Source organism: Actinocorallia aurea, assembly GCF_054783995.1.
The window spans coordinates 93146-114059 of record NZ_BAAGPQ010000038.1 but is presented as its reverse complement, the minus strand read 5'-3'; the positions used below and the strand labels follow the sequence as shown (position 1 = coordinate 114059).

21 protein-coding genes are annotated in these 20914 nt (G+C 71.5%); 11 read left to right on the top strand and 10 right to left on the bottom strand.

The window, feature by feature from the left end; translation table 11 throughout:
- Positions 1-25 precede the first annotated feature (25 nt).
- The gene (locus ACYVOM_RS38930; protein ID WP_460308638.1) at positions 26-982 is read right to left on the bottom strand and encodes a YihY/virulence factor BrkB family protein; all 957 of its coding nucleotides are present in this window, start codon (positions 980-982) and stop codon (positions 26-28) included.
- 589 nt (positions 983-1571) lie between these two features.
- On the opposite strand from ACYVOM_RS38930, the gene ACYVOM_RS38925 reads away from it, so the two are divergent.
- From ACYVOM_RS38925 to ACYVOM_RS38910, 4 genes are read left to right on the top strand one after another with little or no spacing between them, the layout of a single operon-like run.
- Positions 1572-3215, top strand: a complete 1644-nt coding sequence (locus tag ACYVOM_RS38925; protein WP_460308637.1) for a nitrite/sulfite reductase — start codon at positions 1572-1574, stop codon at positions 3213-3215.
- 6 nt (positions 3216-3221) lie between these two features.
- Positions 3222-3365, top strand: coding sequence for an Insertion element protein (locus tag ACYVOM_RS38920; protein ID WP_460308636.1), 144 nt, complete (start codon positions 3222-3224; stop codon positions 3363-3365).
- A 5-nt stretch (positions 3366-3370) separates the two neighbouring features.
- Positions 3371-4084: a phosphoadenylyl-sulfate reductase gene (locus ACYVOM_RS38915; protein ID WP_460308908.1), complete on the top strand. Its 714-nt coding sequence runs from the start codon at positions 3371-3373 to the stop codon at positions 4082-4084.
- The gene (locus ACYVOM_RS38910; protein ID WP_460308635.1) at positions 4066-4821 is read left to right on the top strand and encodes a sirohydrochlorin chelatase; all 756 of its coding nucleotides are present in this window, start codon (positions 4066-4068) and stop codon (positions 4819-4821) included. The genes ACYVOM_RS38915 and ACYVOM_RS38910 overlap by 19 nt, the downstream gene beginning before the upstream one ends.
- A 6-nt stretch (positions 4822-4827) precedes the next feature.
- On the opposite strand, the gene cynS is transcribed toward ACYVOM_RS38910, so the two are convergent.
- Positions 4828-5271 carry a cyanase gene (gene cynS, locus ACYVOM_RS38905; RefSeq protein WP_460308634.1) on the bottom strand — a complete coding sequence of 148 codons (444 nt, stop codon included), beginning with the start codon at positions 5269-5271 and terminating at the stop codon, positions 4828-4830.
- 239 nt (positions 5272-5510) lie between these two features.
- Here cynS and ACYVOM_RS38900 point away from each other — a divergent pair, with 239 nt between their 5' ends.
- Positions 5511-7073, top strand: a complete 1563-nt coding sequence (locus ACYVOM_RS38900; RefSeq protein ID WP_460308633.1) for a pentapeptide repeat-containing protein — start codon at positions 5511-5513, stop codon at positions 7071-7073.
- 7 nt (positions 7074-7080) lie between these two features.
- Here the strand turns inward: ACYVOM_RS38900 and ACYVOM_RS38895 are convergent, their stop codons facing one another.
- Together ACYVOM_RS38895 and ACYVOM_RS38890 are read right to left on the bottom strand one after the other, a co-directional pair.
- Positions 7081-7758, bottom strand: coding sequence for an alpha/beta fold hydrolase (locus tag ACYVOM_RS38895; RefSeq protein ID WP_460308632.1), 678 nt, complete (start codon positions 7756-7758; stop codon positions 7081-7083).
- Positions 7755-8942 (bottom strand): YbfB/YjiJ family MFS transporter, encoded by a 1188-nt coding sequence (locus ACYVOM_RS38890; RefSeq protein WP_460308631.1) that lies wholly within the window; start codon positions 8940-8942, stop codon positions 7755-7757. Before ACYVOM_RS38890 ends, ACYVOM_RS38895 begins: the two co-directional genes overlap by 4 nt.
- A 157-nt stretch (positions 8943-9099) precedes the next feature.
- On the opposite strand from ACYVOM_RS38890, the gene ACYVOM_RS38885 reads away from it, so the two are divergent.
- Positions 9100-9684: a TetR/AcrR family transcriptional regulator gene (locus ACYVOM_RS38885; RefSeq protein ID WP_460308630.1), complete on the top strand. Its 585-nt coding sequence runs from the start codon at positions 9100-9102 to the stop codon at positions 9682-9684.
- 14 nt (positions 9685-9698) lie between these two features.
- Here the strand turns inward: ACYVOM_RS38885 and ACYVOM_RS38880 are convergent, their stop codons facing one another.
- Positions 9699-10769, bottom strand: coding sequence for an XdhC family protein (locus ACYVOM_RS38880; RefSeq protein ID WP_460308629.1), 1071 nt, complete (start codon positions 10767-10769; stop codon positions 9699-9701).
- Between the two features lie 80 nt (positions 10770-10849).
- On the opposite strand from ACYVOM_RS38880, the gene ACYVOM_RS38875 reads away from it, so the two are divergent.
- The 5 genes from ACYVOM_RS38875 to ACYVOM_RS38855 all read left to right on the top strand — a co-directional run bounded on the left by ACYVOM_RS38875 (position 10850) and on the right by ACYVOM_RS38855 (position 15496).
- Positions 10850-11977 (top strand): FAD-dependent monooxygenase, encoded by a 1128-nt coding sequence (locus ACYVOM_RS38875; RefSeq protein WP_460308628.1) that lies wholly within the window; start codon positions 10850-10852, stop codon positions 11975-11977.
- A complete protein-coding gene (locus ACYVOM_RS38870) occupies positions 11974-12780 on the top strand; it encodes an IclR family transcriptional regulator (protein WP_460308627.1) in 807 nt (268 codons plus the stop codon). Before ACYVOM_RS38875 ends, ACYVOM_RS38870 begins: the two co-directional genes overlap by 4 nt.
- A gap of 316 nt (positions 12781-13096) precedes the next feature.
- Positions 13097-14380: a helix-turn-helix transcriptional regulator gene (locus ACYVOM_RS38865; protein WP_460308626.1), complete on the top strand. Its 1284-nt coding sequence runs from the start codon at positions 13097-13099 to the stop codon at positions 14378-14380.
- Entirely contained in the window at positions 14377-14970 is a 594-nt protein-coding gene (locus ACYVOM_RS38860; protein ID WP_460308625.1) for a YdcF family protein, read from the top strand. Before ACYVOM_RS38865 ends, ACYVOM_RS38860 begins: the two co-directional genes overlap by 4 nt.
- A gap of 43 nt (positions 14971-15013) precedes the next feature.
- A complete protein-coding gene (locus ACYVOM_RS38855) occupies positions 15014-15496 on the top strand; it encodes an NUDIX domain-containing protein (RefSeq protein ID WP_460308624.1) in 483 nt (160 codons plus the stop codon).
- Positions 15497-16051: 555 nt separating this feature from the next.
- Here the strand turns inward: ACYVOM_RS38855 and ACYVOM_RS38850 are convergent.
- From ACYVOM_RS38850 to ACYVOM_RS38830, 5 genes are read right to left on the bottom strand one after another with little or no spacing between them, the layout of a single operon-like run.
- A complete protein-coding gene (locus ACYVOM_RS38850) occupies positions 16052-16837 on the bottom strand; it encodes an alpha/beta fold hydrolase (RefSeq protein ID WP_460308623.1) in 786 nt (261 codons plus the stop codon).
- On the bottom strand, positions 16837-17361 hold the full coding sequence (locus ACYVOM_RS38845; RefSeq protein ID WP_460308622.1) for a cupin domain-containing protein: 525 nt from the start codon (positions 17359-17361) through the stop codon (positions 16837-16839). Before ACYVOM_RS38845 ends, ACYVOM_RS38850 begins: the two co-directional genes overlap by 1 nt.
- A 47-nt stretch (positions 17362-17408) precedes the next feature.
- Complete coding sequence (locus ACYVOM_RS38840; protein WP_460308621.1) at positions 17409-18314, bottom strand: VOC family protein; 906 nt, start codon at positions 18312-18314, stop codon at positions 17409-17411.
- Positions 18315-18370: 56 nt separating this feature from the next.
- The gene (locus ACYVOM_RS38835; protein WP_460308620.1) at positions 18371-20038 is read right to left on the bottom strand and encodes a thiamine pyrophosphate-binding protein; all 1668 of its coding nucleotides are present in this window, start codon (positions 20036-20038) and stop codon (positions 18371-18373) included.
- Entirely contained in the window at positions 20031-20831 is an 801-nt protein-coding gene (locus ACYVOM_RS38830; protein ID WP_460308619.1) for an SDR family oxidoreductase, read from the bottom strand. Before ACYVOM_RS38830 ends, ACYVOM_RS38835 begins: the two co-directional genes overlap by 8 nt.
- Positions 20832-20914: the final 83 nt, after the last annotated feature.

Sequence of the window (20914 nt, the reverse complement as noted above, 5' to 3'; positions counted from 1 at the left end):
CAAGGTTAAGCGAACTTTGCCGGAATTAGTGAATGGAGCCCGAATTCTTTACCAATGCCGCGGCGCGTGCTCTTGACGTGCTGACGCTGGGCCACAGCTTGTCCACCTCGGCGTTCAGGCACGCCCCCACCAGGACCGCGAACGCCGTGACGTACAGCCAGGCCATGAAGGCGATCGGGGCCGTCAGGGACGCGCTCACGGACACCCCGCTGACCGTCCCGGAAAGGTAGATCCGCAAAAGGACGCTGCCGCCGACCCAGAAGACCATGGCCACCACGGCCCCCGGCATCTCGCGCCACCAGGCCGTGCGCACCGGGACGCTCAGGTGGTACAGCAACGCGAGAAAAAGGATCAATAGGACGACGGTGAAAGGCCAGTAAAGCAACGAGAGCAGCCGTGAGGAGGCCGGGATCGTGCTCCGCACCAGCGCCGGGCCGAGGATCATGAACGGGATCACCAGCACCGCCACGAACAGCCCGACGATGTAGAGCAGGAAGGCCTGGAGCCTGGTGCGCACGACGCCGCGGACGCCGTCGAGCCCGTAGGTGATCGTGATCGTGTCGACGTAGACGCTCATCGCGCGCGAGCCCGCCCACAGGCAGGTGAGGAAGCCGACCGAGATGATCGCGATCTTCTCCCCGCGCACGACGTCGTCGACGAGGGGCTCGACCACGCTGTCCACCGCGGGTTCGGTGAGGAACGCCCGGGACCTCTCGATGATCCAGCCGCTGATCTCCCCGACCGTCTCAGGGCCCAGCAGCCCGCGCAGATGGCCCACGCTGGAGATGAGGCCGAGCACCAAGGGCGGCAGCGAGAGCAGCGCCCAGAAGGCGGCCTCGGCGGCGAGCCCCGTGATGCGGTAGTTGAACGCGGTGACGGAGGTGCCCCGCACCAGCATCCACAGGACGCGCAGCACCGCGCTCACGCGGCGGGCGGGCGGGGACGCGGGGGACTCCACGACCCGCGGGACGGCTGACGTCACGGACAACACCGTAGGGGGTCGCGTACCCGGATCATTCGCTCTCGCCCTAACTCGATGGATCGTGCCGCGGGTTCGACGGGATGTTGACCTATGACCTCCGCCACACCGCAGTGGTATCGGACACTCGTCACGATAGGTGACACTGGAGCATGATCTGCGCTCAGTGCCGCAACCGTCACCATGAGGATTGCCCCGGCGGCACCTGGTGCGACTGCCAGCACCAGCCGCCGCCCGAGTCCGACCGCGCCCGCGAAGGCGCGTCCGAGACGTCCCTGAACTGGGTGAGGCAGGGTTGAAGATGATCATTACCGCATGTCCACATGCCGGACGCGGCTGGACAACGCCCACTACCGCGTGTCAGAGTCAAGGCATGACTGCTGCCATCGACCCGTTGCTGGTGACACGCCGGCACGTGGACTTCCTCCGGGTCCGCAGCGCCATCTGTCGGTAACGCCCAGACCACGCCCCGACGTATCTTTCCGGGACCGTGGCTTTCCGGCGTACCTTCTTCATGCTCGAGCTCGAGCGCGCCCGGCTGCCATGCGTTCCCCTCCGCATCATTGAAAACGACCTCTGGGAGACGCGCGCCGTGCCACCCCGTAAGCGTGGTGAGGGCCAGTGGGCCCTCGGATACCGTGAGCCGCTGAACAAGAACGAAGAGAGCAAGAAGAACGACGACCCGCTGAACGTGGGCAGTCGGATCATCGACATCTACTCCAAGCGCGGCTTCGACTCGATCGACCCGGCCGACCTGCGCGGCCGCTTCCGGTGGTACGGCCTCTACACCCAGCGCAAGCCGGGGATCGACGGCGGAAAGACGGGCCTCCTCGAGGAAGAGGAGCTCGACGACAAGTACTTCATGATGCGGGTCCGCATCGACGGAGGCCAGCTCAGCGTCGCCCAGCTCAGGGTCCTCGCCGACATCTCCAACGACTACGCCCGCGGCACCGCCGACATCACCGACCGGCAGAACATCCAGTACCACTGGATCGCCATCGAGGACGTCCCGGCGATCTGGGAGAAGCTGCACTCCGTCGGCCTGTCCACGATGACGGCCTGCGGCGACTCGCCCCGCGTCATCATCGGCTGCCCGCTCGCCGGCATCGCCGAGGACGAGATCATCGACGGCCAGCCGCAGATCGACGACGTCACGAGCCGCTACCTGGGCTCCAAGGAGTTCTCGAACCTGCCCCGCAAGTTCAAGTCGGCGATCTCGGGCTGCTCCTCGCACTGCACCGTGCACGAGATCAACGACATCGCGTTCGTGGGCGTCGTCAACGAGGCCGGCGAGACCGGCTACGACCTGCACGTCGGCGGCGGCCTGTCCACCAACCCGATGTTCGCCAAGCGCCTCGGCGTCTTCGTCTCGCCCGAGCGCGTGCACGAGGTGTGGAAGGGCGTCATCTCGGTCTTCCGCGACTACGGCTACCGCCGCCTGCGCCACCGCGCCCGGATCAAGTTCCTGATGAGCGACTGGGGGCCGGAGAAGTTCCGCCAGGTCCTGCAGGACGAGTACCTCGGCTACGCGCTGCCCGACGGCCCCGCGCCCGCCGCGCCCAAGCCGCAGCGCGACCACGTGGGCATCCGCCGCCAGAACGACGGCAACTTCTACGTGGGCTTCACGCCGCGCGTCGGCCGCGTCAACGGCGACAAGCTGCACCTGATCGCCGACCTCGCCGAGAAGTACGGCTCGGACCGCGTCCGGACCACCGCCGAGCAGAAGATGGTCATCCTGGACATCGTCGAGGAGAAGACCGAGGCGCTGGCCGCCGAGTTGGAGGCCAACGACCTGCGGGTCCGCCCGTCGGTGTTCCGCCGCCAGACCATGGCCTGCACCGGTATCGAGTACTGCAAGCTCGCCATCGTCGAGACCAAGCAGCGCGCCATGGACCTCATGGACGAGCTGGAGAAGCGCCTTCCGGACTTCGACCAGCCGCTCACGATCAACGTCAACGGCTGCCCGAACGCCTGCGCCCGCATCCAGGTCGCCGACATCGGCCTCAAGGGCCAGCTGGTCCTGGACGAGGACGGCAACCAGGTCGAGGGCTTCCAGATCCACCTCGGCGGCCAGCTGGGCACCACCTTCGGCAAGAAGGTGCGCGGCCTGAAGACCACCTCCGCCGGGCTCACCGACTACGTCGAGCGGGTCGTGCGCAACTACGACGGCCAGCGCACCGAGGGCGAGAGCTTCGCCCAGTGGGTGCAGCGCGCCGACGACGCAGACCTCCAGTAGGCGGGAATGAGCGAGCGAGCGGCCCCGTTCTACTGCCCGTACTGCGGTGACGAAGACCTAGTTCCCTACGAGGGGGACGGGACCTGGCACTGCCGGGCCTGTGCCCGCAAGTTCCGATTGAGCTTCCTCGGGATTGGAGCCCCCCAGTGACGGTCTTGGACCCGGCGAAGGCAGACCTGCGCCCTTCGCTCTCGTTGGAGGACATCGTCGACTCGGCCGCCGCCGCGCTCGCCGACGCCTCCGCGCTGGAGATCGTCCAGTGGGCGTCGGCGACGTTCGGCGACCGGATCTGCCTGACGTCGTCGATGTCGGACGCGGCCCTCATCCACCTCGTCTCCAAGGTCCGCCCGGGCGTGGACGTGCTGTTCGTCGACACCGGCTACCACTTCGTGGAGACGATCGGCACCCGCGACGCCGTCGAGGCGGTCTACCCGGTGAACGTCATCAACGTGACGTCGTCGCGGACCGTCGAGGAGCAGGACAGGGACCTCGGGCCGCGCCTGTACGGGCGCAACCCGGACCTGTGCTGCCACCTGCGCAAGGTCGAGCCGCTCGGTCGCGCGCTGGAGGGCTACATGGCGTGGTTCACCGGGGTGCGCAGGGACGAGACCCGTTCACGCAAGGACATGAAGGTCGTCGAGTGGGACCGGCGGCGGCAGATGGTCAAGGTCAACCCGATCCTCAACTGGACCGAGGACGAGGTCGACAACTACATCGCCGACAACGGGATCCTCGTGAACCCGCTGCACTACGACGGCTACCCCTCGATCGGCTGCGAGCCCTGCACGTCGCGGGTCGAGCCGGGCGACGATCCGCGCAGCGGCCGCTGGGCGGGGCTGGGCAAGGTCGAATGCGGCATTCATCTGTAAGGCCTCCCCTGGTCGCGGTCGCGCACGGGTCGCGTGACCCGCGGGCGACCGCGACCGTGGAGTCCCTCCTCGACCTCGTGCGGGCGCACGGCGTGAACGTCCGGGCGTCCTACCTGGACCACGCTCCGCCGTCGCCGGTGCACGTGCTGGAAGGCGTGCACTCGGCTGTGGTGCTGCCGCTGCTGCTCACCGAGGCCTATCACAGCAAGATCGACATTCCGGGCGTCCTGGAGACGGCGCGCGAGCGCAACCGGCGACTCTCGGTGCGCGTCACCGGGACGCTGGGCCCGCATCCGCTGATGTTCGGGGCGCTGGAGCGGCGGCTGGCCGAAGTGGGCGTCACGCCTTCGCCCGACACCGCCGTGGTGCTGGTCGCGGCGGGCTCGTCCGACCCGTCGGCCAACGCGGTGATCGCCTCGATGGCGGCGCAATGGCGGCGGCGCGGCTGGTACGACGTGCGGCCCGCGTACGCCTCGGCCACGACGCCGACCCCTTCGGACGCGATCGGCGCGCTTTACGAGGCCGGCGCCCCGCGCGTCGCCGTCGCCTCCTACTTCCTCGCGCCCGGCTACTTCGCCGACAAGGTCCGCACGGCGGCCGAGGAGGCGGGCGCCACCGCGGTTTCCCCAGTGCTGGGCGCGGCCCCGGAGGTCGCCGAGATCATCGTGCAGCGCTACCGGGCGGCCCTGACCCGGCCCGCCGCCTTCGGCCCGCGCAGGCATCTCACCCGCTCCTGAGCGCGTTCACCACTTGCGGAAGGGCTCGAACCTTCCGTCGAGGGTGACGCGGACGCGGTCTCCGTCGGGGTCGGCGATCCGCTGGACGTCGATGCGGAAGTCGGTCGAGCTCATCACACCGTCGCCGAACTCCTCCTGGATGACGGCCTTCAGCGTCGTCCCGTACACCTGGACGATCTCGTGGAACCGGTGGATGAGCGGGTCGGTCGGCACGGGGGCGGGCAGGGAGCCCTTGTCCGCCGGGGCCTGGAGCGCCCGCGCGACGTCCATGTCGAGGCCGAGCAGATCCACCACCGCGTCGGCCTCGGACATGCTCATCTGCTGCTGGCCGAGCAGCGCCGACGTCGTCCACACCGTGTGCCGGTCCACCGCCTCGGCTATCTCCGAGAACGTCAGCCCTTTCCTGGCCTTCGCCTCCAGCACCAGCTCCATCGCCCGCATCTTGTCCATGATCGCAAGCTAGGCGACCCGGATTTCACCCAGGTGAAATGCACGTCACACCCGAACGCGGTGAGCTTTCACAGCTCCAGACGCCAGATCGCGCCCTCCGACGTGAAACCGCCGTACGCCCCAGAGCGGCGGCCGGATCTGGCCGCTGAGGGTCCGCGGAGCGGCTTCGGGCTAATGCGGTGAACTGTTCATATCGTCAGGGCATGGCCGAAAACGGAGCGTCTGAGGGGCGCGCTTGGATGAGGTGGGCGCTCCTCGTCGTCGGGGTCGTCGGGCTTGCCGCCATGGTCGCGGCGCTGCTCGAACCCGACTGGGTGCTGCGCCATCTGTACGGCGTGAACGTCGCGGACGCGGACAAGCTCTCCGAGGCCGACAAGGACAAGCTGGACGCGTTCGACAAGGCGCGCGGCAGGATCGTCGGGCTCGCCACCGGGATCCTCGCGGTCGTCGCGGTCTACTACACGGCGGCCAACGCCGCGTCGGCGCGGCGCACCGCGCAGACCGCGGCCGACAACGTCGAGCTCGCCGCCCGCGGGCAGACCAACGACAGGTTCACCGCCGCCGTCGCCCAGCTCGGGGAGGCCTCCACCGCGGTCCGCCTCGGCGCCGTCCAGGCGCTCGCCGGCATCGCCGACGACGCCCGGGACCTGCGCCAGACGTGCATCGACGTGCTGTGCGCCTACCTTCGGCTGCCCTACGAGCCCGAACCCGACCCGTCGGACGCACGGGCGCACCGCGCCTACCGGGCCGAGCGGGAGGTGCGGCACACGGTGCTGCGGCTCATCGGCAACCACCTGCGGCTGCGCGAGCACGACCCGCGCTCCTGGCAGGGCCACGACTTCGACTTCACCGACGTCGTCTTCGACGGCGGCGACCTGAGCGGCGCCGTCTTCTCCGGCGGCACCGTGACCTTCCAGAACGCCGAGTTCGCCTCGGGCCGCGTCGACCTCACCGAGGCCGAGTTCGCCGGGGCGATGGTGAACTTCTGGAACGCGAGGTTCACCGGAGGCACCGTCGACCTGTGGAAGGCCCGCTTCCTCCACGGCACCGCCGACTTCGGCGGGGCGGAGCTCAGCGCCGGAAAGGTCACCTTCTGGGAGGCGGAGTTCCGGGGCGGGACCGTCGAGTTCAAGGGGGCCCGGATCGTCGCGCGGGCCCTCGTGGACTTCGGCAAGGCGCGCTTCACCGGCGGCACCCTCGACTTCACCGACACGGAGGTCGCCGGCGGCACCGTCAACCTGTGGGAAACCGACCTCGCGAGCGGCATCGTCGACTTCCACGGCCTGCTGCTCTCCGACGGCAAGGTGACGTTCTGGGAATCGGTCCTCGGCGGGGCCGTCGTGGGCTTCGTCGGCGCCGCCTTCACCGGCGGCCTCGCCGACTTCGGCAAGACCTCCCTCACCGCGGGCCTCATCGACTTCAAGGACGCCCGCTTCTCCGGCGGCGACGTCAACCTCTGGGACACCGACCTGTCCGGCGGCACCCTGGACTTCTCCCGCGCGACCTTCGCCGCCGGCAAGATCACCTTCTACGAGTCCCGCCTGGCGGGCGCCTCCCTCGCCTTCCGCAGGTCCTCCTTCACCGGCGGCACCGCCGACTTCGGCCGCGCCTCCCTCGACTCCGGCTCCCTCGACTTCGCCGAGGCCACCGACCCCGGGTCCGGCCTGGGGTTCGACGGCACGGTCTTCGCCGGCTCCGTCCTGGACTTCACCCGCGCCTCAGGCCCCCGGCCGTCCGCCCTCCCGCCCGGCCCCGTCCCGGGTCTCCTCCCCTCCCCCGGCTGGACCGCTCCGCCCGAGTGAGCCGCGTTCAGCGGACGTCGGGAGCGGCGTCGAGGACGGCCTTCAGGAGGGCGTCCGGGGCGTCGCGCATGAGGTTGTGGCCGCCGTCGAGGGCGTGGACGGTCCAGGACGGGTCGTCGCGCAGGCGCTCGTAGGTGGCGGTGAAGGGCGACGGGCCTGGCCAGGCGGCCGCGTACACGTAGACGCTGCGCCGGACGTGCGCGAGGTCGCCGGTGGTGCGCAGCGGCTGGAGCAGGGAGGCGAGGGGGTGCGGGGTGGCGCGGGGGTCGAAGAACGGCAGCGGGCGGACCGCGTCGCCGGTGTCGACGACGTCGAGGTACCACTGCCGCTCCCGGTCGGAGACCAGCGCCCACATGGAGTCGCCGTTCCCGGGCACGACCGCGTCGACGTAGACGAGTGAGCGCACTCGCGCGGGCGTGCGGTCGGCGGCGCCGGTGATGACCATTCCGCCGTAGCTGTGCCCGACGAGGACCGCTTCCTCGACCTGTTCGGCCTCCAGCAGGGCCGTCACGTCGTGGAGGTGCGTCTCCAGGTTGACGCCGCCGTGCAGGAGGTGGCTCCGCTCCGCGACGCCCGTCAGCGTCACGGGCAGGACGCGGTGTCCCCGCTCGCGCAGCCCTTCGGCGAGGTCGCGGTAGCACCATCCGCCGTGGCACATGCCGGGGATGAGGACGAAGGTGGTCACTGGTGTTCTCCTTGTCGGGAGGCGGTCCGGTCCGCGGGGACCGGGGGTCGGGACGCCGGCGCGGGCCGGACGGTGGCGGCGACGAGGGCCGCGGCGGCGCACAGGACCGCGGTCCAGGCGAGGGTCGCGTCGGTCGAGGTGCGGTCGGCCAGGACTCCGGCGAGCCAGGGGCCTGCGGTCTGGCCGAGGGCGAACAGCACGGTGAAGGCCGACAGGGTGGCCGTCCAGTCGCCGGACGGGGTGCGGCCGCGGATGAGCGCGGTGACCGCGGCGGGCACGCACATGAAGGTGGCCCCGTAGACGAGGGCGGACGCGAACACGACAGGGCGGGCCGGGGAGAGGAGGGCCAAGGCCGCGCCGCCGCCGAGGAGGGCGAGCAGGACGGCGAGGGCGCGCCCTCCCGGCCAGGTGGTGAGGGGCCCGCTCCACAGGGCGGGCGCGGCCACGACGGCGAGGCCCAGGACCGTCCAGACGAGCGAGACCTGGACGACCGGGGCACGCAGGTCGGCGAGGTAGGCGGACAGGAAGGTGATGTAGGTGATGTATCCGGCGGCGAAGAGCAGATAGGCGACGGCGACGCGCCACAGCGGGCGGATCCGTGCCCGTCCGGTCTGCGCGGCGCTTCGGTCCGCCGCACCGGCGCGCGCCGCGGACCAGCTCACCGCGGTCGCCACCGCCCCTGCCGCGCCGAGGAGGAGCCAGGCCGCGCGCCAGTGCCCGCCGAGCGCCGGGACGACCGCGCCGCCGAGCGCGATGCCGAGGCCGGTCCCGGCGAAGTAGAGGGTGAGCGGAGCGCCGGACGCGGCCCGTGCGGCGAGGCGCGCGGCGATGACGCCCCCGGTGATGAAGACGACGGCCCCCGTCAGGCCCGCGGCAGTCCTGAGGGCGAGCAGCACGGGGTAGGAGCCGGTGGCGGAGGTGGCCGCGAGCGCCGCGGCGGTGAGCGTCATGCTCCCCCGGAAGGCCGCGGCGTCGCCTGCGCGCCGCACGGCCAGGGGGGTGATCAGCGCGCCGAGGAGGTAGCCGAATCCGTTGGCGGCGCTGAGCGCCCCCGCCTGGGCGAGGCTCCACCCCAGGTCGTCGCGCATGGCGGGCAGGAGCAGCCCGTAGGCGAACCGGGCGAGGCCGAGCGCGGAAGCGGTTCCGAAGGCCAGCCGGATCGCCTGTGCGGTGGGCGATCTCATCGGAAGCCCCCGAACGGGGTGTGCGGCGGCGGGTCGGAGAACGGCGGCGCGGGCGCGCGGCGCGGAAGGGCGGTCAAAGGAGGCTCCCCGAGATCGAACCGTTCGTTACGATCTCGGACGCTAGCAGCTCATCGAACTGAGCGGTACCATCTCATGCATGCCCGTACCCAAGGGGTCCACGATCGACCCGGCCCGCACCCGGGCCGCCATCCTCGCCGCGGCCGCCCCCGTGCTCTACGCGCGCGGCCTCGACGGCATCGGCGTCGCGGAGCTGTGCGCCGAGCTCGGCGTGTCCAAGGAGACCCTCTACCGCCACTTCGGGACCAAGGACGGCCTGGTCCGCGCCGTGCTGGAGCAGCGCAGCGACCACGTCGTGAGCTGGCTGGGCGCGGCCGTGGAGGAGGCCGGCGACGATCCGGCGGCGCGGCTCGGCGCGGTGTTCGACGCGCTCGGAGGCTGGTACGCCGAGCCGGTGTTCCGGGGCTGCGCGATGGTGAACGCGGCGACCCAGCACCACGCCGAGGACGTCCGCGCCCTCACCGCCCGGCACCTGGACCGCTACCTGGACCTGCTCACCGACGTCGCCGTCCGCGCCGGCGCCGCGGACCCCGCGACGCTGGGCCGCCAGCTCCTGATGCTCGTCGAGGGCGCCACCGTCGTCGCCGCCCACCAGGGACCGCCGGACACCGCGGCCCAGGCCAAAGCCGCGGCCCTCGCCCTCCTGGCCGCCGCCGCCCGCTGAGGCGGGGCGCGGCGTCAGCGGTCGCGGTGGATGGGGCCGGTCGTCGCGGCGAGCGGCAGGGCGGGGCCGCCGCGGCGGGCCGCGACGATCTCGGCGAGGATCGACACCGCGGTCTCCTCGGGGGTGCGGGCGCCGAGGTCGAGGCCGATGGGCGAGTGCAGGCGGGCGAGTTCGGCGTCGGCGAGGCCCGCCTCGCGCAGCCGGTCCAGCCGCTCGGCGTGGGTGCGGCGCGAGCCCATCGCGCCCACGTAGCCGACGGGCAGGCGCAGCGCCACCTCCAGGAGGGGGACGTCGAACTTCACGTCGTGGGTGAGGACGACGACGGCGGTCCTGGAGTCGACGGAGGCCGCCGCGAGGTGGCGGTGCGGCCAGTCGCGGACCACCTCGTGCGCGTCGGGGAACCGGGCGGGGGTCGCGAAGACGGGGCGGGCGTCGCAGACCGTCACCCGGTAGCCGAGGAAGCGGCCGAGCGAGGCGACGGAGGCGGCGTAGTCGATCGCGCCGTAGACGAGGAGCCGGGGCGGCGTCGCGAACGAGGCGACGAAGACCTCCAGATCAGGACGGCAGCGGACGGAGCGGACGCCGGTGATCCCGCTGTCGAGCATCGCGCGGGCCTCCGCCAGGACCACCACGTCGACCTCGGGATCACCGGTGGTGCCGGTGGACCCGGCCGCGTCGACGGCGAGGGTCGCGCCCGAGGCGTCCAGGAGGTGGGCGACGGCGACCGGGCGCCCTTCGGCCAGCGCCTCGGCCACGGCCGCGACGACCGGGGCGGGCGGCGCGGGCTGCACGAGGACCTCGACGGTGCCGCCGCAGGTCAGGCCGACGGCGAAGGCGGTCTCGGCGGAGTACCCGAAGCTCTCCCGGACGGCCTCGCCACTCTCCAGCGCGCGCTGGCACAGCTCGTATACGGCGCCCTCGACGCAGCCGCCGGAGACGCTGCCGACGGCCTCGCCGTCCTCGGCCACGGCCATGGCCGCGCCGGGCGTCCGGGGGGCGCTGCCGCCGGTGCCGGTGACCGTGGCCAGGGCGTACCGGGTGCCGGCCCGGTGCCAGGCCGCGAGCCGCTCGACGATCTCCCGCATCCGTCCCCCTTCGTCCTGTTTGCCTAGGAATATATCTTAGGACTAACATTCTTTGAACAATGCGTTCAAAGGAGAACAGGATGAGCACCCAGCGCTCCATCGCCATCAGCGGGGCCGGCATCGGCGGCCTGTCCGCCGCGATCGCGCTCCGCGCGCTCGGCCACGAGGTCGTCGTCTACGAGCAGGCCCCCAAGTTCGCCCGGGTCGGCGCCGACATCAACCTGACCCCGAACGCCGTCCGCGCCCTCGACGGCCTCGGCGTCGGCGACGCGCTCCGCGAGACCGCCGCCCGGCCCACCCACCGGATCAGCCGGACCTACGACACCGGCGAGGAGACCTCCCGGCTGCCCATGGGCGACACCGCCGAGCGGCAGTACGGCGCGCCGCAGCTCACCATGCACCGCGCCGACCTCATGACGGCCCTCGAAGCCGCCGTCCCCGCCTCGGCCATCCGGTTCTCCGCCCAGGTCACCGGCCTCACCCAGGACGACGAGGGCGTCATCCTGGAGTTCGCCGACGGCACGACGGCCCGCCACGACGCCGTCATCGGCGCGGACGGCATCCACTCCTCCGTGCGCAAGGCCCTGTTCGGCCAGGAGAGCCCCGACTTCACCGGCGTCGTCGCGTTCCGGGCCGTCGTCCCCGTCGAGACGCTCGCGGGCGTGGACAACCTCGACGCCTTCACCAAGTGGTGGGGGCCCGACAAGGACACACAGATCGTGACGTTCCCCCTCAACTCGGGCCGCGATCTGTTCATCTTCGCGACGATCCCGCAGGAGGGATGGCACGAGGAGTCCTGGACCCAGCCCGGCAACGTCGCCGAACTGGGCGAGCTCTACAAGGGCTTCCACCCCGAGGCGCGGCGGCTCCTCGCGGCCTGCGACGAGGTGCTGAAGTCGGCCCTGTACGTCCGCGACCCGCTGGCGTCCTGGACCGTCGGCCGGGCGACGCTGCTGGGCGACGCCTGCCACCCGATGATGCCGTTCATGGCCCAGGGCGCCGGCCAGGCCATCGAAGACGGCGTCGTCCTCGCCCGCGCCGTCGACGCGAACCCCACCTTGGAGGCCGCGTTCGCCGCCTACGAGGCGGCCCGCCGCGAGCGCACCGCCCGCATCCAGATCTCGTCCCGCGACAACGCCTGGCTGAAAGAGTCCGGCACGGGCGACTGGGTCTACGGCTACGACGCCTGGTCCGTCCCCGTCGCATGACCCCTCCGCCGGACTCCGCCGCCGCCCGCGTCCTCACCCTCCTGGAGCACGTCGCGGACGGCGGCACCACCGCCAACCTCTCCGAACTGTCCCGCGCCACAGGCCTCAACCGCATCACGGCGATGCGCCTCCTCGCCGACCTGGAATCCCAAGGCGCCCTGGAACGCACCGGCTCCGACCACCGCCTGGGCCCCCGCCTCCTCCGCCTGGCCGCCACCTCCCTCTCCAACCAGGACCTCACCTCCCTGGGCCAACGCTCCTGCGACCACCTCAGCCGGACTCTGGGCGTCTCCGCCTACCTCGTGGTCGCCGACGACACCCACCTGACGTACCTCCTCCGCTCCATCCCCGACACCCCCCTGGTCTCCCACATAGGCGTAGGCACCGTAGTCCCTTTGGAAGCCACCACCGGCGGCCGAGCCATCACCGCCGCCCGCCAAGGCGACGACTCCCCCACCTGGAGCCACTCCGGCTACGAACCCGGCATCGACTCCGTCGCGGCCCCCATCACCCCCACCCCGGCCGCCCCCGTCGCCGCCCTCAGCCTCGCCGCCCCCACCGGCCTCCTGGACTCCACCCCCACCCGCCGCACCGAGGTAGAAACCGCCCTCCGAACAGCGGTAACCGACCTCGCCACCCTCCTGTCCGCCACCCGCTCCCAGCCCTCTTCGCCCCGCCCCGCCCGAGGAACCCGGGCCCGCACCCCAACCGGGCACGGGCCCGTTCTCACAACACCCCCCGCGCATAGCCTTCCGCGATCCGCCCCTGACGCTTCAGCGCCTCCTCCAGCTCGTCCGCCGTAGGCGCAACGACCGTCGCCAGCAGCCCTGCCCCCATCTGCGCCCAGGTGAGCCCCACCCGACGCCGAGCCGTGAGAAAGTCCCGCGTCTCCCGAATCTCCCAGCAGGGCTCATACCTTCGTCTCAGATCATCCAGTGCCTTTTCCATGAGTCCTCCCGGTCGTGCCGCGACACTGAGTGATTCGCCTGTCACGTAACCGTTGATCAGGGCACGATGAGAGGGGCCTCGTAGGGCCCCGACGCTGGCCCACACCTGGCCCACAGGCCATGACCCCAAGGTCCGAAGGTGCACGAAAACGCCGCATTCTCGGCAGAGCGCATGGTGGCCCATCGAAGGCGAGCCGGGCTTTCACAAGGCGGGCTCGCCGCCAGGCTCTGCCTGATCACCGGGGTCACGACCCTCACCCGACATGAGATCAGCCGCTGGGAACGCGGCGCACGCACCCCCACCGCCTGGCTCGACGCACTGGCCCACGCCCTCGGCGTCAAGGTCGGCGACCTCTGCGAGGCACCTGCGTCGGCCACCGGATCGGGCCTACAGTCCTGCCAGGACACATCGGATCCGTGGGAGCAGATGAGCGACGTGCTGCGCCGGGAGTTCCTCGCCAAGGCCGTGGCCCTCACGGCCCTGCCGCCGGTCCTGCACGCCCTGGAGGTCATCGGAGACGGCGATCCCGCCACGATCGCCGACGGCCTCGGTGAACTCGTCGAGCACTACGCCCAAGCACTGCCGTCACTACCGCCCGCAGGGGTCTACGACGAACTCGTCGCCATTCGTTCCTACGGTGGTTCCTTCCTCGACCGAACGAAGACGAACCCACGCAGAGTCGACCTCGCCCTCCAGTGCGGGCGACTGTCCGGCCTTCTGGCGATCGCCGCGCAGAACCTCGGACGGCACGGGGCGGCCCGCCTCTGGTGCTCCGACACCGAACGCCGCAGCCGGGAGGCCGGGCAACCCGAACTCGCGGGCTGGTCCCACCTCACCCGCTCGGTGATCGCCCACTATCAGCGCCTTCCTCGCCAGGCCGCCGACCTCGCCTCCCAAGGTCGGCGATACGCGCCCCTCGGCACGGTCGCGCACGCCAGACTCTCCGCGCAGTACATGCGCGCCACCGCCATGACCGGGGACGGCGCCGCCACCTCCAAGGCCCGACGCCAAGCCGTGGCCGCCATGTCCGCTCTCCCCGCCGACGTCCCCGAGAGCGGCGTCTATTCGATCACCCCATCGGAGGACCCGCCTTACACCGCCACGTCGCTCCTCCTCACCGGCCACCACCACGAGGCCGCCGGAGCCGCCCGACGGGTCATTCAGACCACCTACCACGAGGAAAGCCGCCATCACCACGGCAATCTCCCCGGCTACGCCCGCGCCCTTTTCATCCTCGCCCTCGCCCAAGTCGGAGCGGGCGACCCGGGGAAAGCCGCCGACACCGGGCTCACCGCCCTGAACACCGGCCACCCCACCTGGCCCACCCTCAAACTCGCCACGCAACTCGCCGACGCCCTCACCACCGCTGCACCGAACACCTTCACCACCGCCTATGTCGCCCGCTACCAAGATCTGACGCACTCCATCAGCTCAGCAACGGAGCCCGGACGGTGACCGAGGACCACATCACCCCGGAGAACGCCGCCGCCATCGCCGCCGAGGTCGACATCCACGCACCGCCACCCGACGCCCTCCTCACCGCCCACTTCGTCTTCGGAACCAACCAACTCGACGTTGTCGCCCCCCTCGTCGCCGACAGACACCGGCGGGGGCTCGCTCCCCTGATCATCGTGACGGGCGGCATCAACCGTCACACCGGCATCATCGAAGGGCGGGAGTTCCGTCGCGCTCTCGTCGAAGCCGGCGTCCCATCCGGCGCGATCCGCGTGGAGGACCGCTCCTCGAACACCTGGCAGAACGTCGAGAACTCCGTAACGCACATCCGAGAGGCGCTACGCGGCGATCTACCGATCACCGCCGTCAGCAAGTGGTTCCACCGCCGCGCCCTGCACGCCCTCAAGAAGCACACGCCTGAGCTGGGTGCCTTCTATGCCCTCGGCTGGGAACCCGTCTACGAGGGACTTCCCGTCACTCGGTCGAACTGGCCGGACATTACCGACGGAAGCCGCCGAGTCCTGCGTGAACGGGACGAACTGAGGCGCACAACGGCGCCCGTGCGTCTCCTCGACGGAGCGTGGATCTGAGGGGTGCGGTGCGGGGGTGCCTTTTGCGCCTAGGGTCGGGGGCGTGAGTGGTGACTGGGGGGCCGGGCGGGCTCGGCCGTTTGTGGCGGCCGGGGTGTTGTTCTTTGACGAGCGGGATCGGGTGATGCTCGTTGTGCCCACCTACAAGGATGAGTTGGATATTCCGGGCGGATATGTGGAGGGTGGGGAGACGCCTTGGGAGGGGGCGGTGCGTGAGGTTCAAGAGGAGTTGGGGATCAGTCCGCCTATCGGGCGGCTGCTCGTCACGGACTGGGCGCCTGATGAGGTCGAGGGCGACAAGGTGCTCTACGTGTTCGACGGGGGACGGATCGGCGCGGGGCAGGTCGCGGGGATGCGGCTGGATCCGGAGGAGATCGGGGCTGTCGGGTTCCACGCGCCGGCCGACGTGCCCGGGCTCGTCATTCCGCGCTTGGCGCGGCGTATTCATGAGGCCGGGATCGCACGGGCTGCGGGTACCACTCGTTATCTGGAGCATGGGAGGTTCACCGAGCGGTCCACGGGGTGAGGCGGCGGCGGTACCCGGGGGCGGAATCTCAGGTGCGGGGGCGGGTGGTCCTCTTTACCGTGGACGGATGTGCACCTATGCGGAACTTGCCTACAAGCTTCACTATGTATGTGTGTCGTGTCGGTGGAGTTGTAAGCGGGTCTGGGCTGATGGGGGGCTGATGTGCAGTCGGTGTGGGGAGGCCATGGTCTGTGCGGGGCATGATTTCGCGGCGCCGCGTAAGGGGGATGACAGTGGGTGGGCGGCGGTGGCGGCGGTGCTCGGGGCCGGGTTGCGGTATGAGGGGTTCGAGGCCTGCGGGTGTGGTCGGGAGCCGAAGGCGCGGCCCCGGACCAGGGCAGAGGTGAACGCGCGAAGGCGGGCTGGGCAGAGGGCCGGGCTCACCGAGGCGGAGGCGTTGGGGTTGCGGGATCCGGCGGAGGTCTGAGCGGAGCGGCCCCGGGCCCCGTCGGCGCTGACGGGGCCCGGGGCCTGGCTCGGGCGCTCGGCCTTGGCGGCGTTGGCAAGGGTGAGCGCCCTGTGGGAGCCGTGCTCGCCGTGGGGCGGGCACGGGGTCTAGAGGGCGGCCAGGAAGGTGGTGACTTCCTTGTTGAAGGCTGCCGGGTTCTCCTGGTTGGCGAGGTGGCCCGCGTCCGGGACGACGCGGAGGACGGCGCCGGGGATCTGGGTCGCGATGGCCGAGCTCTCCGGGCGGCCCGTGATGTGGTCGTGTTCGCCGTAGAGGACGAGGGTGGGGGCGGTGATGTCGCCCAGGGAGCCCTCTAGGTAGGTGGTGGCCATGGCGTCTGCGGCGTGGGCGTAGCCGGGCAGGCGGATGGCGGTGGCCATGGCCGCCGTGGTGGCCTCGACCTCGGGGGCGGGGGCCGTCGGGCGCAGGAGGCGGGGGGCGCGGGCGGCGGCGAAGGCCTTCGGGCCCGAAGAGGCCAGTTCGGGGCCCCTGGCGCGCATGGCGGCGGCCTTCTCGGGGGTGGCGGCGGAGCCTCGGGTGCTGTCGCCGAGGATCAGGGCGCGGACCACAGAGGGGTGGCGCTGGGCCAGGCGCATGGCGATGACGCCGCCCCAGGACATGCCCAGGACCACGGCGGGGGCTCCGTGTGCGGAGATCAGGGCTGCGGCGAGGTCGGCGTAGCCGTCCATGCCGGGGGCCGAAGGCAGCGCGGCGGAGGCGGCGTAGCCGGGGGCGTCCCAGGCGACGACGTGGTGGCGGTCGGCGAAGGCCGAGAGCTGCGGCTCGAAGGAGGCCGAGCTGGAGCCTATGCCGTGCAGGCAGAGGAAGAGGGGGCCGTCGCCCGCCTCCCGCGTGTGCAGGAGGCGGACGGAGGCGGCTGCGTCGAAGGACATCAGTCGCGGGTGACGCCGTGCATCTCGGAGGTGGCCGGGTAGCTCGGGATGGCGGGCTTCTTGGTGCCGATGATGACGCAGATGCGGGCGTCCTCCTCCGACACGGTCTTCAGGCTGCGGGGCACGCCGGCCGGGACGCACAGCAGGTCGTACTTGCCGAGGACGCGGCTGGCGGTCTTGGTGCCGTCCTCCACGTCGTGGACGGAGAACTCGACCTGGCCCTCAAGGACGAAGAAGGCCTCTTCGACGTCCGGGTGGGTGTGCTCGGGGCCGACGCAGCCCGAGGGGAGGATCATGTTCGAGAAGGTGAAGTGGTCCGAGGGGATGATCGACGAGTCGCCCTCGTGGTTGCCGGTGGCGCCCGAGCCGATGTAGCGGACCTGGGCGCGGCGGAACTTGTCGCCGGCCTTGGTCTGGAACTTCAGGGTGTCGAAGTCGATGTTGCGCGTGGCGCTGGAGGCCAGGCACTTGTCGATGAGGGCTTCGAGTTCGGGGGTGCTCGTGGCGTTCGTGGTCTCGGTCATGGTGAAGGCCTTTCTCAGTTCGCAGGTGGTGCTGGGGCGGACGGTGCTCAGGCCCAGCCCGGGTCGGGCACGCCGCCCATGTGCTTCCGGATGTGCGGGCTCGGCGGCCCGGCCGTCCGGAAGAGGTCGGAGAGTTCGGGGATGCGCGGCCAGACGCGCGGCATCCAGGTGTCGTCGTCGATCTGCATGACCTCGGCGGTCATCTCCGGGACGAGCCCGGCGGGGTCGACGTAGTAGGCGAACGCGTTGTCGCCGGGCCCGTGGCGGCCGGGTCCCCAGGCGGTCTCGTGGCCGGCGACCTTGAGCCGGCCGATGCTGCGCAGCCACGCGTCGAGGTTCTCGACCTCGTAGGCGACGTGGTTGGGCGCGGCCCACTCGGCCTGGTTGAAGGCGATGACGTGGTGGTCGCCCACGGCGCGCAGGAACACCATCTGGTGCTCCGACCAGTCGCTGACGCGCAGGCCGAGGACGCGGGTGTACCAGGCGGTGAGCGCGTCGATGTCGGTGGTGTTGAGCACGCTGTGCGCGACCTTGCGCGGGACGGGGACGTCCAGGGGGCGCTCGGCCACGGCGAAGACGTTGGCGCTGATCTCCAGGATCCGGTTCTCCGGGTCGAGGAAGCGGAAGCCGTACCCGCCTCCGGGCCGGTCGATCCGCCCCGGCCCCTCGATGATCTTCGCCCCTTCGGCGGCGACCCACGCCGCGGCGGCGTCGACCTCTTCGGGGGTGGGCAGCGCGAACGCGAGGTGGTCGAGGGCGTTGCGGTCGGCCCGGTGCAGCTGGAGCACGTGGTGCTCGGGGCCGGCGGCGCGCAGGTAGGCGGCGTCCTCGGTGCGTTCCTGGAGCTCCAGCCCCCAGGGGCCGCTGTAGAAGGCGACCGAATCTTCGAGGGCCGTCGTCCGGAGTGCCACGTGGCGCAGGGCTCTGATCTTGGGGGGTGCCGGTGCGGTCATCGGCTTTCCTCTCGGATCGGTGCGGAAAAGAGTCGGGGGGCGGTCTCGCGTACCGGCTACTCGGCGCCGGGGATCGAGACGGGCGGGGTGAACGGCTTGGGGATCGGGCCGAGCGCGTCCACGTCGACCTCGACGAAGGCCGCGCCGCGGACGGACAGGGCGGCGGCGAGCGCGCCCTCGATCTCGTCGGTGCTCTTGACGTTCCAGTACGGCAGTCCGTACGCCTGGGCGAGGAGGCCGAAGTCGGGCGTGCGGAGGTCGACGCCGGCACGGCGGCCGACGAATCCGTCCTGGGTGTTGCGCAGGACTCCGTAGCCGCCGTCGTTGAACAGCAGCACGACGGCCCAGGGGTTCTCCTGCGCGAGGGTGCCGAGTTCGCCGAGGTGGACGGCGAAGCCGCCGTCGCCGGCGAGGATCAGCGAGGGCACGTCGGGGCGGGCGATGGCGCCGCCGATGCCCATGGCCAGGCCCTGGCCGATGCCGCCGCCGCGCGGGAACACGTTGACCGACGGGTCCTCGACGGACAGCAGCCGGTTGCCCCACATGCTGGACGGGATGGTGACGTCCCGGGCGAGGACCGCCGACGCCGGGAAGGCCGAGCGGACGGCGTCGCAGATCTCGGCCTGCCAGCCGATGGACTCGCGCAGGCCGGTGCGGGCGCCGCGCCGGGCGGCGGCGATCTCGGTGAGCCAGGTGTCCTCGGTGGCGGTGCGCGCGGGCAGCCGGTCGAGGAGGCCGCGGATCACGGTGGCGGCGTCGCCCGCGAGGCCCGCGGTCGCGGGGTGGACGCGGCCGATCGCCTCGGGGTCGAGGTCGATCTGGACGTGCGCGGCGGGCAGCTTGAGCGCGTAGTCGCCCGTCTCGTTGCTGCGGAAGTGGGTGCCGATGCTGATGAGCAGGTCGGCGCGTTCGCGGACCGGCGCGACCGCCGGGTTCATCGCGAAGTTGCCGATGCACGCGCCGTGCCCCTCGCCGACGACGCCTCGCCCGGAGTTGCTGGTGAGGAGCCCGGCGCGGGTCCTGGTGAGGAGGTCGAGGACCTCGTCGCGGGCCTCGACGGCGCCGCCGCCGACCCACAGGAGGGGCCGCTTCGCCTCGGAGATGAGCGCGGCGACCTCGTCGAGCGCGGCGTCGGACGGCGCGGGCGCGTCCGGGCGGGGCGCGACGTCCAGGGCGGGGATCTCGTGCCGCCGGTACTGGAGGTCGATCGGCCATTCGACGCTGACCGGCCCGAACGGCGCGGTCGCGGCCTCGCGGGCGGCGCGGGCGAGCAGCGCCGGCGCGCCCTCCACGTCGGTGACGGTGTGCGCGGTCTTGCTGACCGCGGCGAGCATGCCCGGCTGGTCCTTGGTCTCGTGGATGAAGCCGCGGCCCTGGCCGAGGTAGCGGCTCTCGATCTGGCCGGTGATGTGCAGCACGCGGGAGCCGGTGGCGAGCGCCTCGATGAGGGAGCCGGCGGCGTTGCCCGCGCCGGTGCCGGTGCTGGTGAGCGCGATGCCGACGGTGCCGCGGACGCGGCCGTAGGCGTCGGCGGCGTTGACGGCGGCGGCCTCATGCCGGACCGGGACGAACCGCAGCCTCTCCGACACCGCGTCGACGAGCGGCATGTTGTGGACGCTGACGACGCCGAACGCCGTGTCGACGCCGAGCGCCTCCATCAGGGCGACGAGCAGGTCGCCGCCGTTGACGACGTCGAGGGCGCGGCGGGGGGTTTCTTCAGACATAGCGGGCGACTCCTCCGGAGACCTCGAGCTGGGTGCCGGTGACGTAGGAGGCGCGCGGCGACGCGAGGAACACGATGGCCGCGGCGACCTCATCGGCGGTGCCGAAACGTCCGGCGGCGATCCGCCGGTCGGCGGCGATGGAACGGGACCACTCCTCGTAGGAGCCGGGAGACCTGCCCTCTTCGACCGCGGTGTCGTAGCGGCGGCGCCACTGGCCGGTGTCGATCAGCCCGACGCAGACGGAGTTGACGCGGATGCCGTCGGGGGCGAACTCGGCCGCCATCGACGTCGAGAGGTTGAGCAGTCCGGCGCGGGCGGCGGCGGTGGCCACGAGGTGCGGCTCGGGCTGGCGGGCGAGCACGGCGTTCATGTTGACGATCGCGGCGGCGTCGGACGCGCGCAGCGCCTCCAGGGCGGCGCGGGTCGGGTTGAGCACGCCGAAGAACTTCAGGTCGAGCTCCGCGCGCCAGGCGTCGTCGGTGGTCGTCGCGAAGGTGGAGGTGTGCGAGCGGCCCGCGTTGTTGACCAGGATGTCGATCCCGCCGAACACCTGTGCGGACTCCGCCACGAAGGCGCCGATCCGCTCGGCGTCGAGGACGTCGGCGGTGCCGGTGTGCAGGCGGTCGCCGTACTGCTCGCGCAGCGGGGCCAGCGCGGTCCGGAGCCTATCGGGGTCGCGCCCGCAGGTCGCCACGTTCGCCCCTTCGGCGAGCAGCGACCGCGCGGTGGCGAGCCCGATGCCGGAGCTCCCCCCGGTGACTAGGGCGGTGCGCCCTGCCAATCCCAGTTCCATGAGCGGCACGCTACCATAAAATCTCAGACCTAAGTATCTTTGGTAGTAAGTTATTAGCTCTAAGCTATTCAGCACAAAGCCAA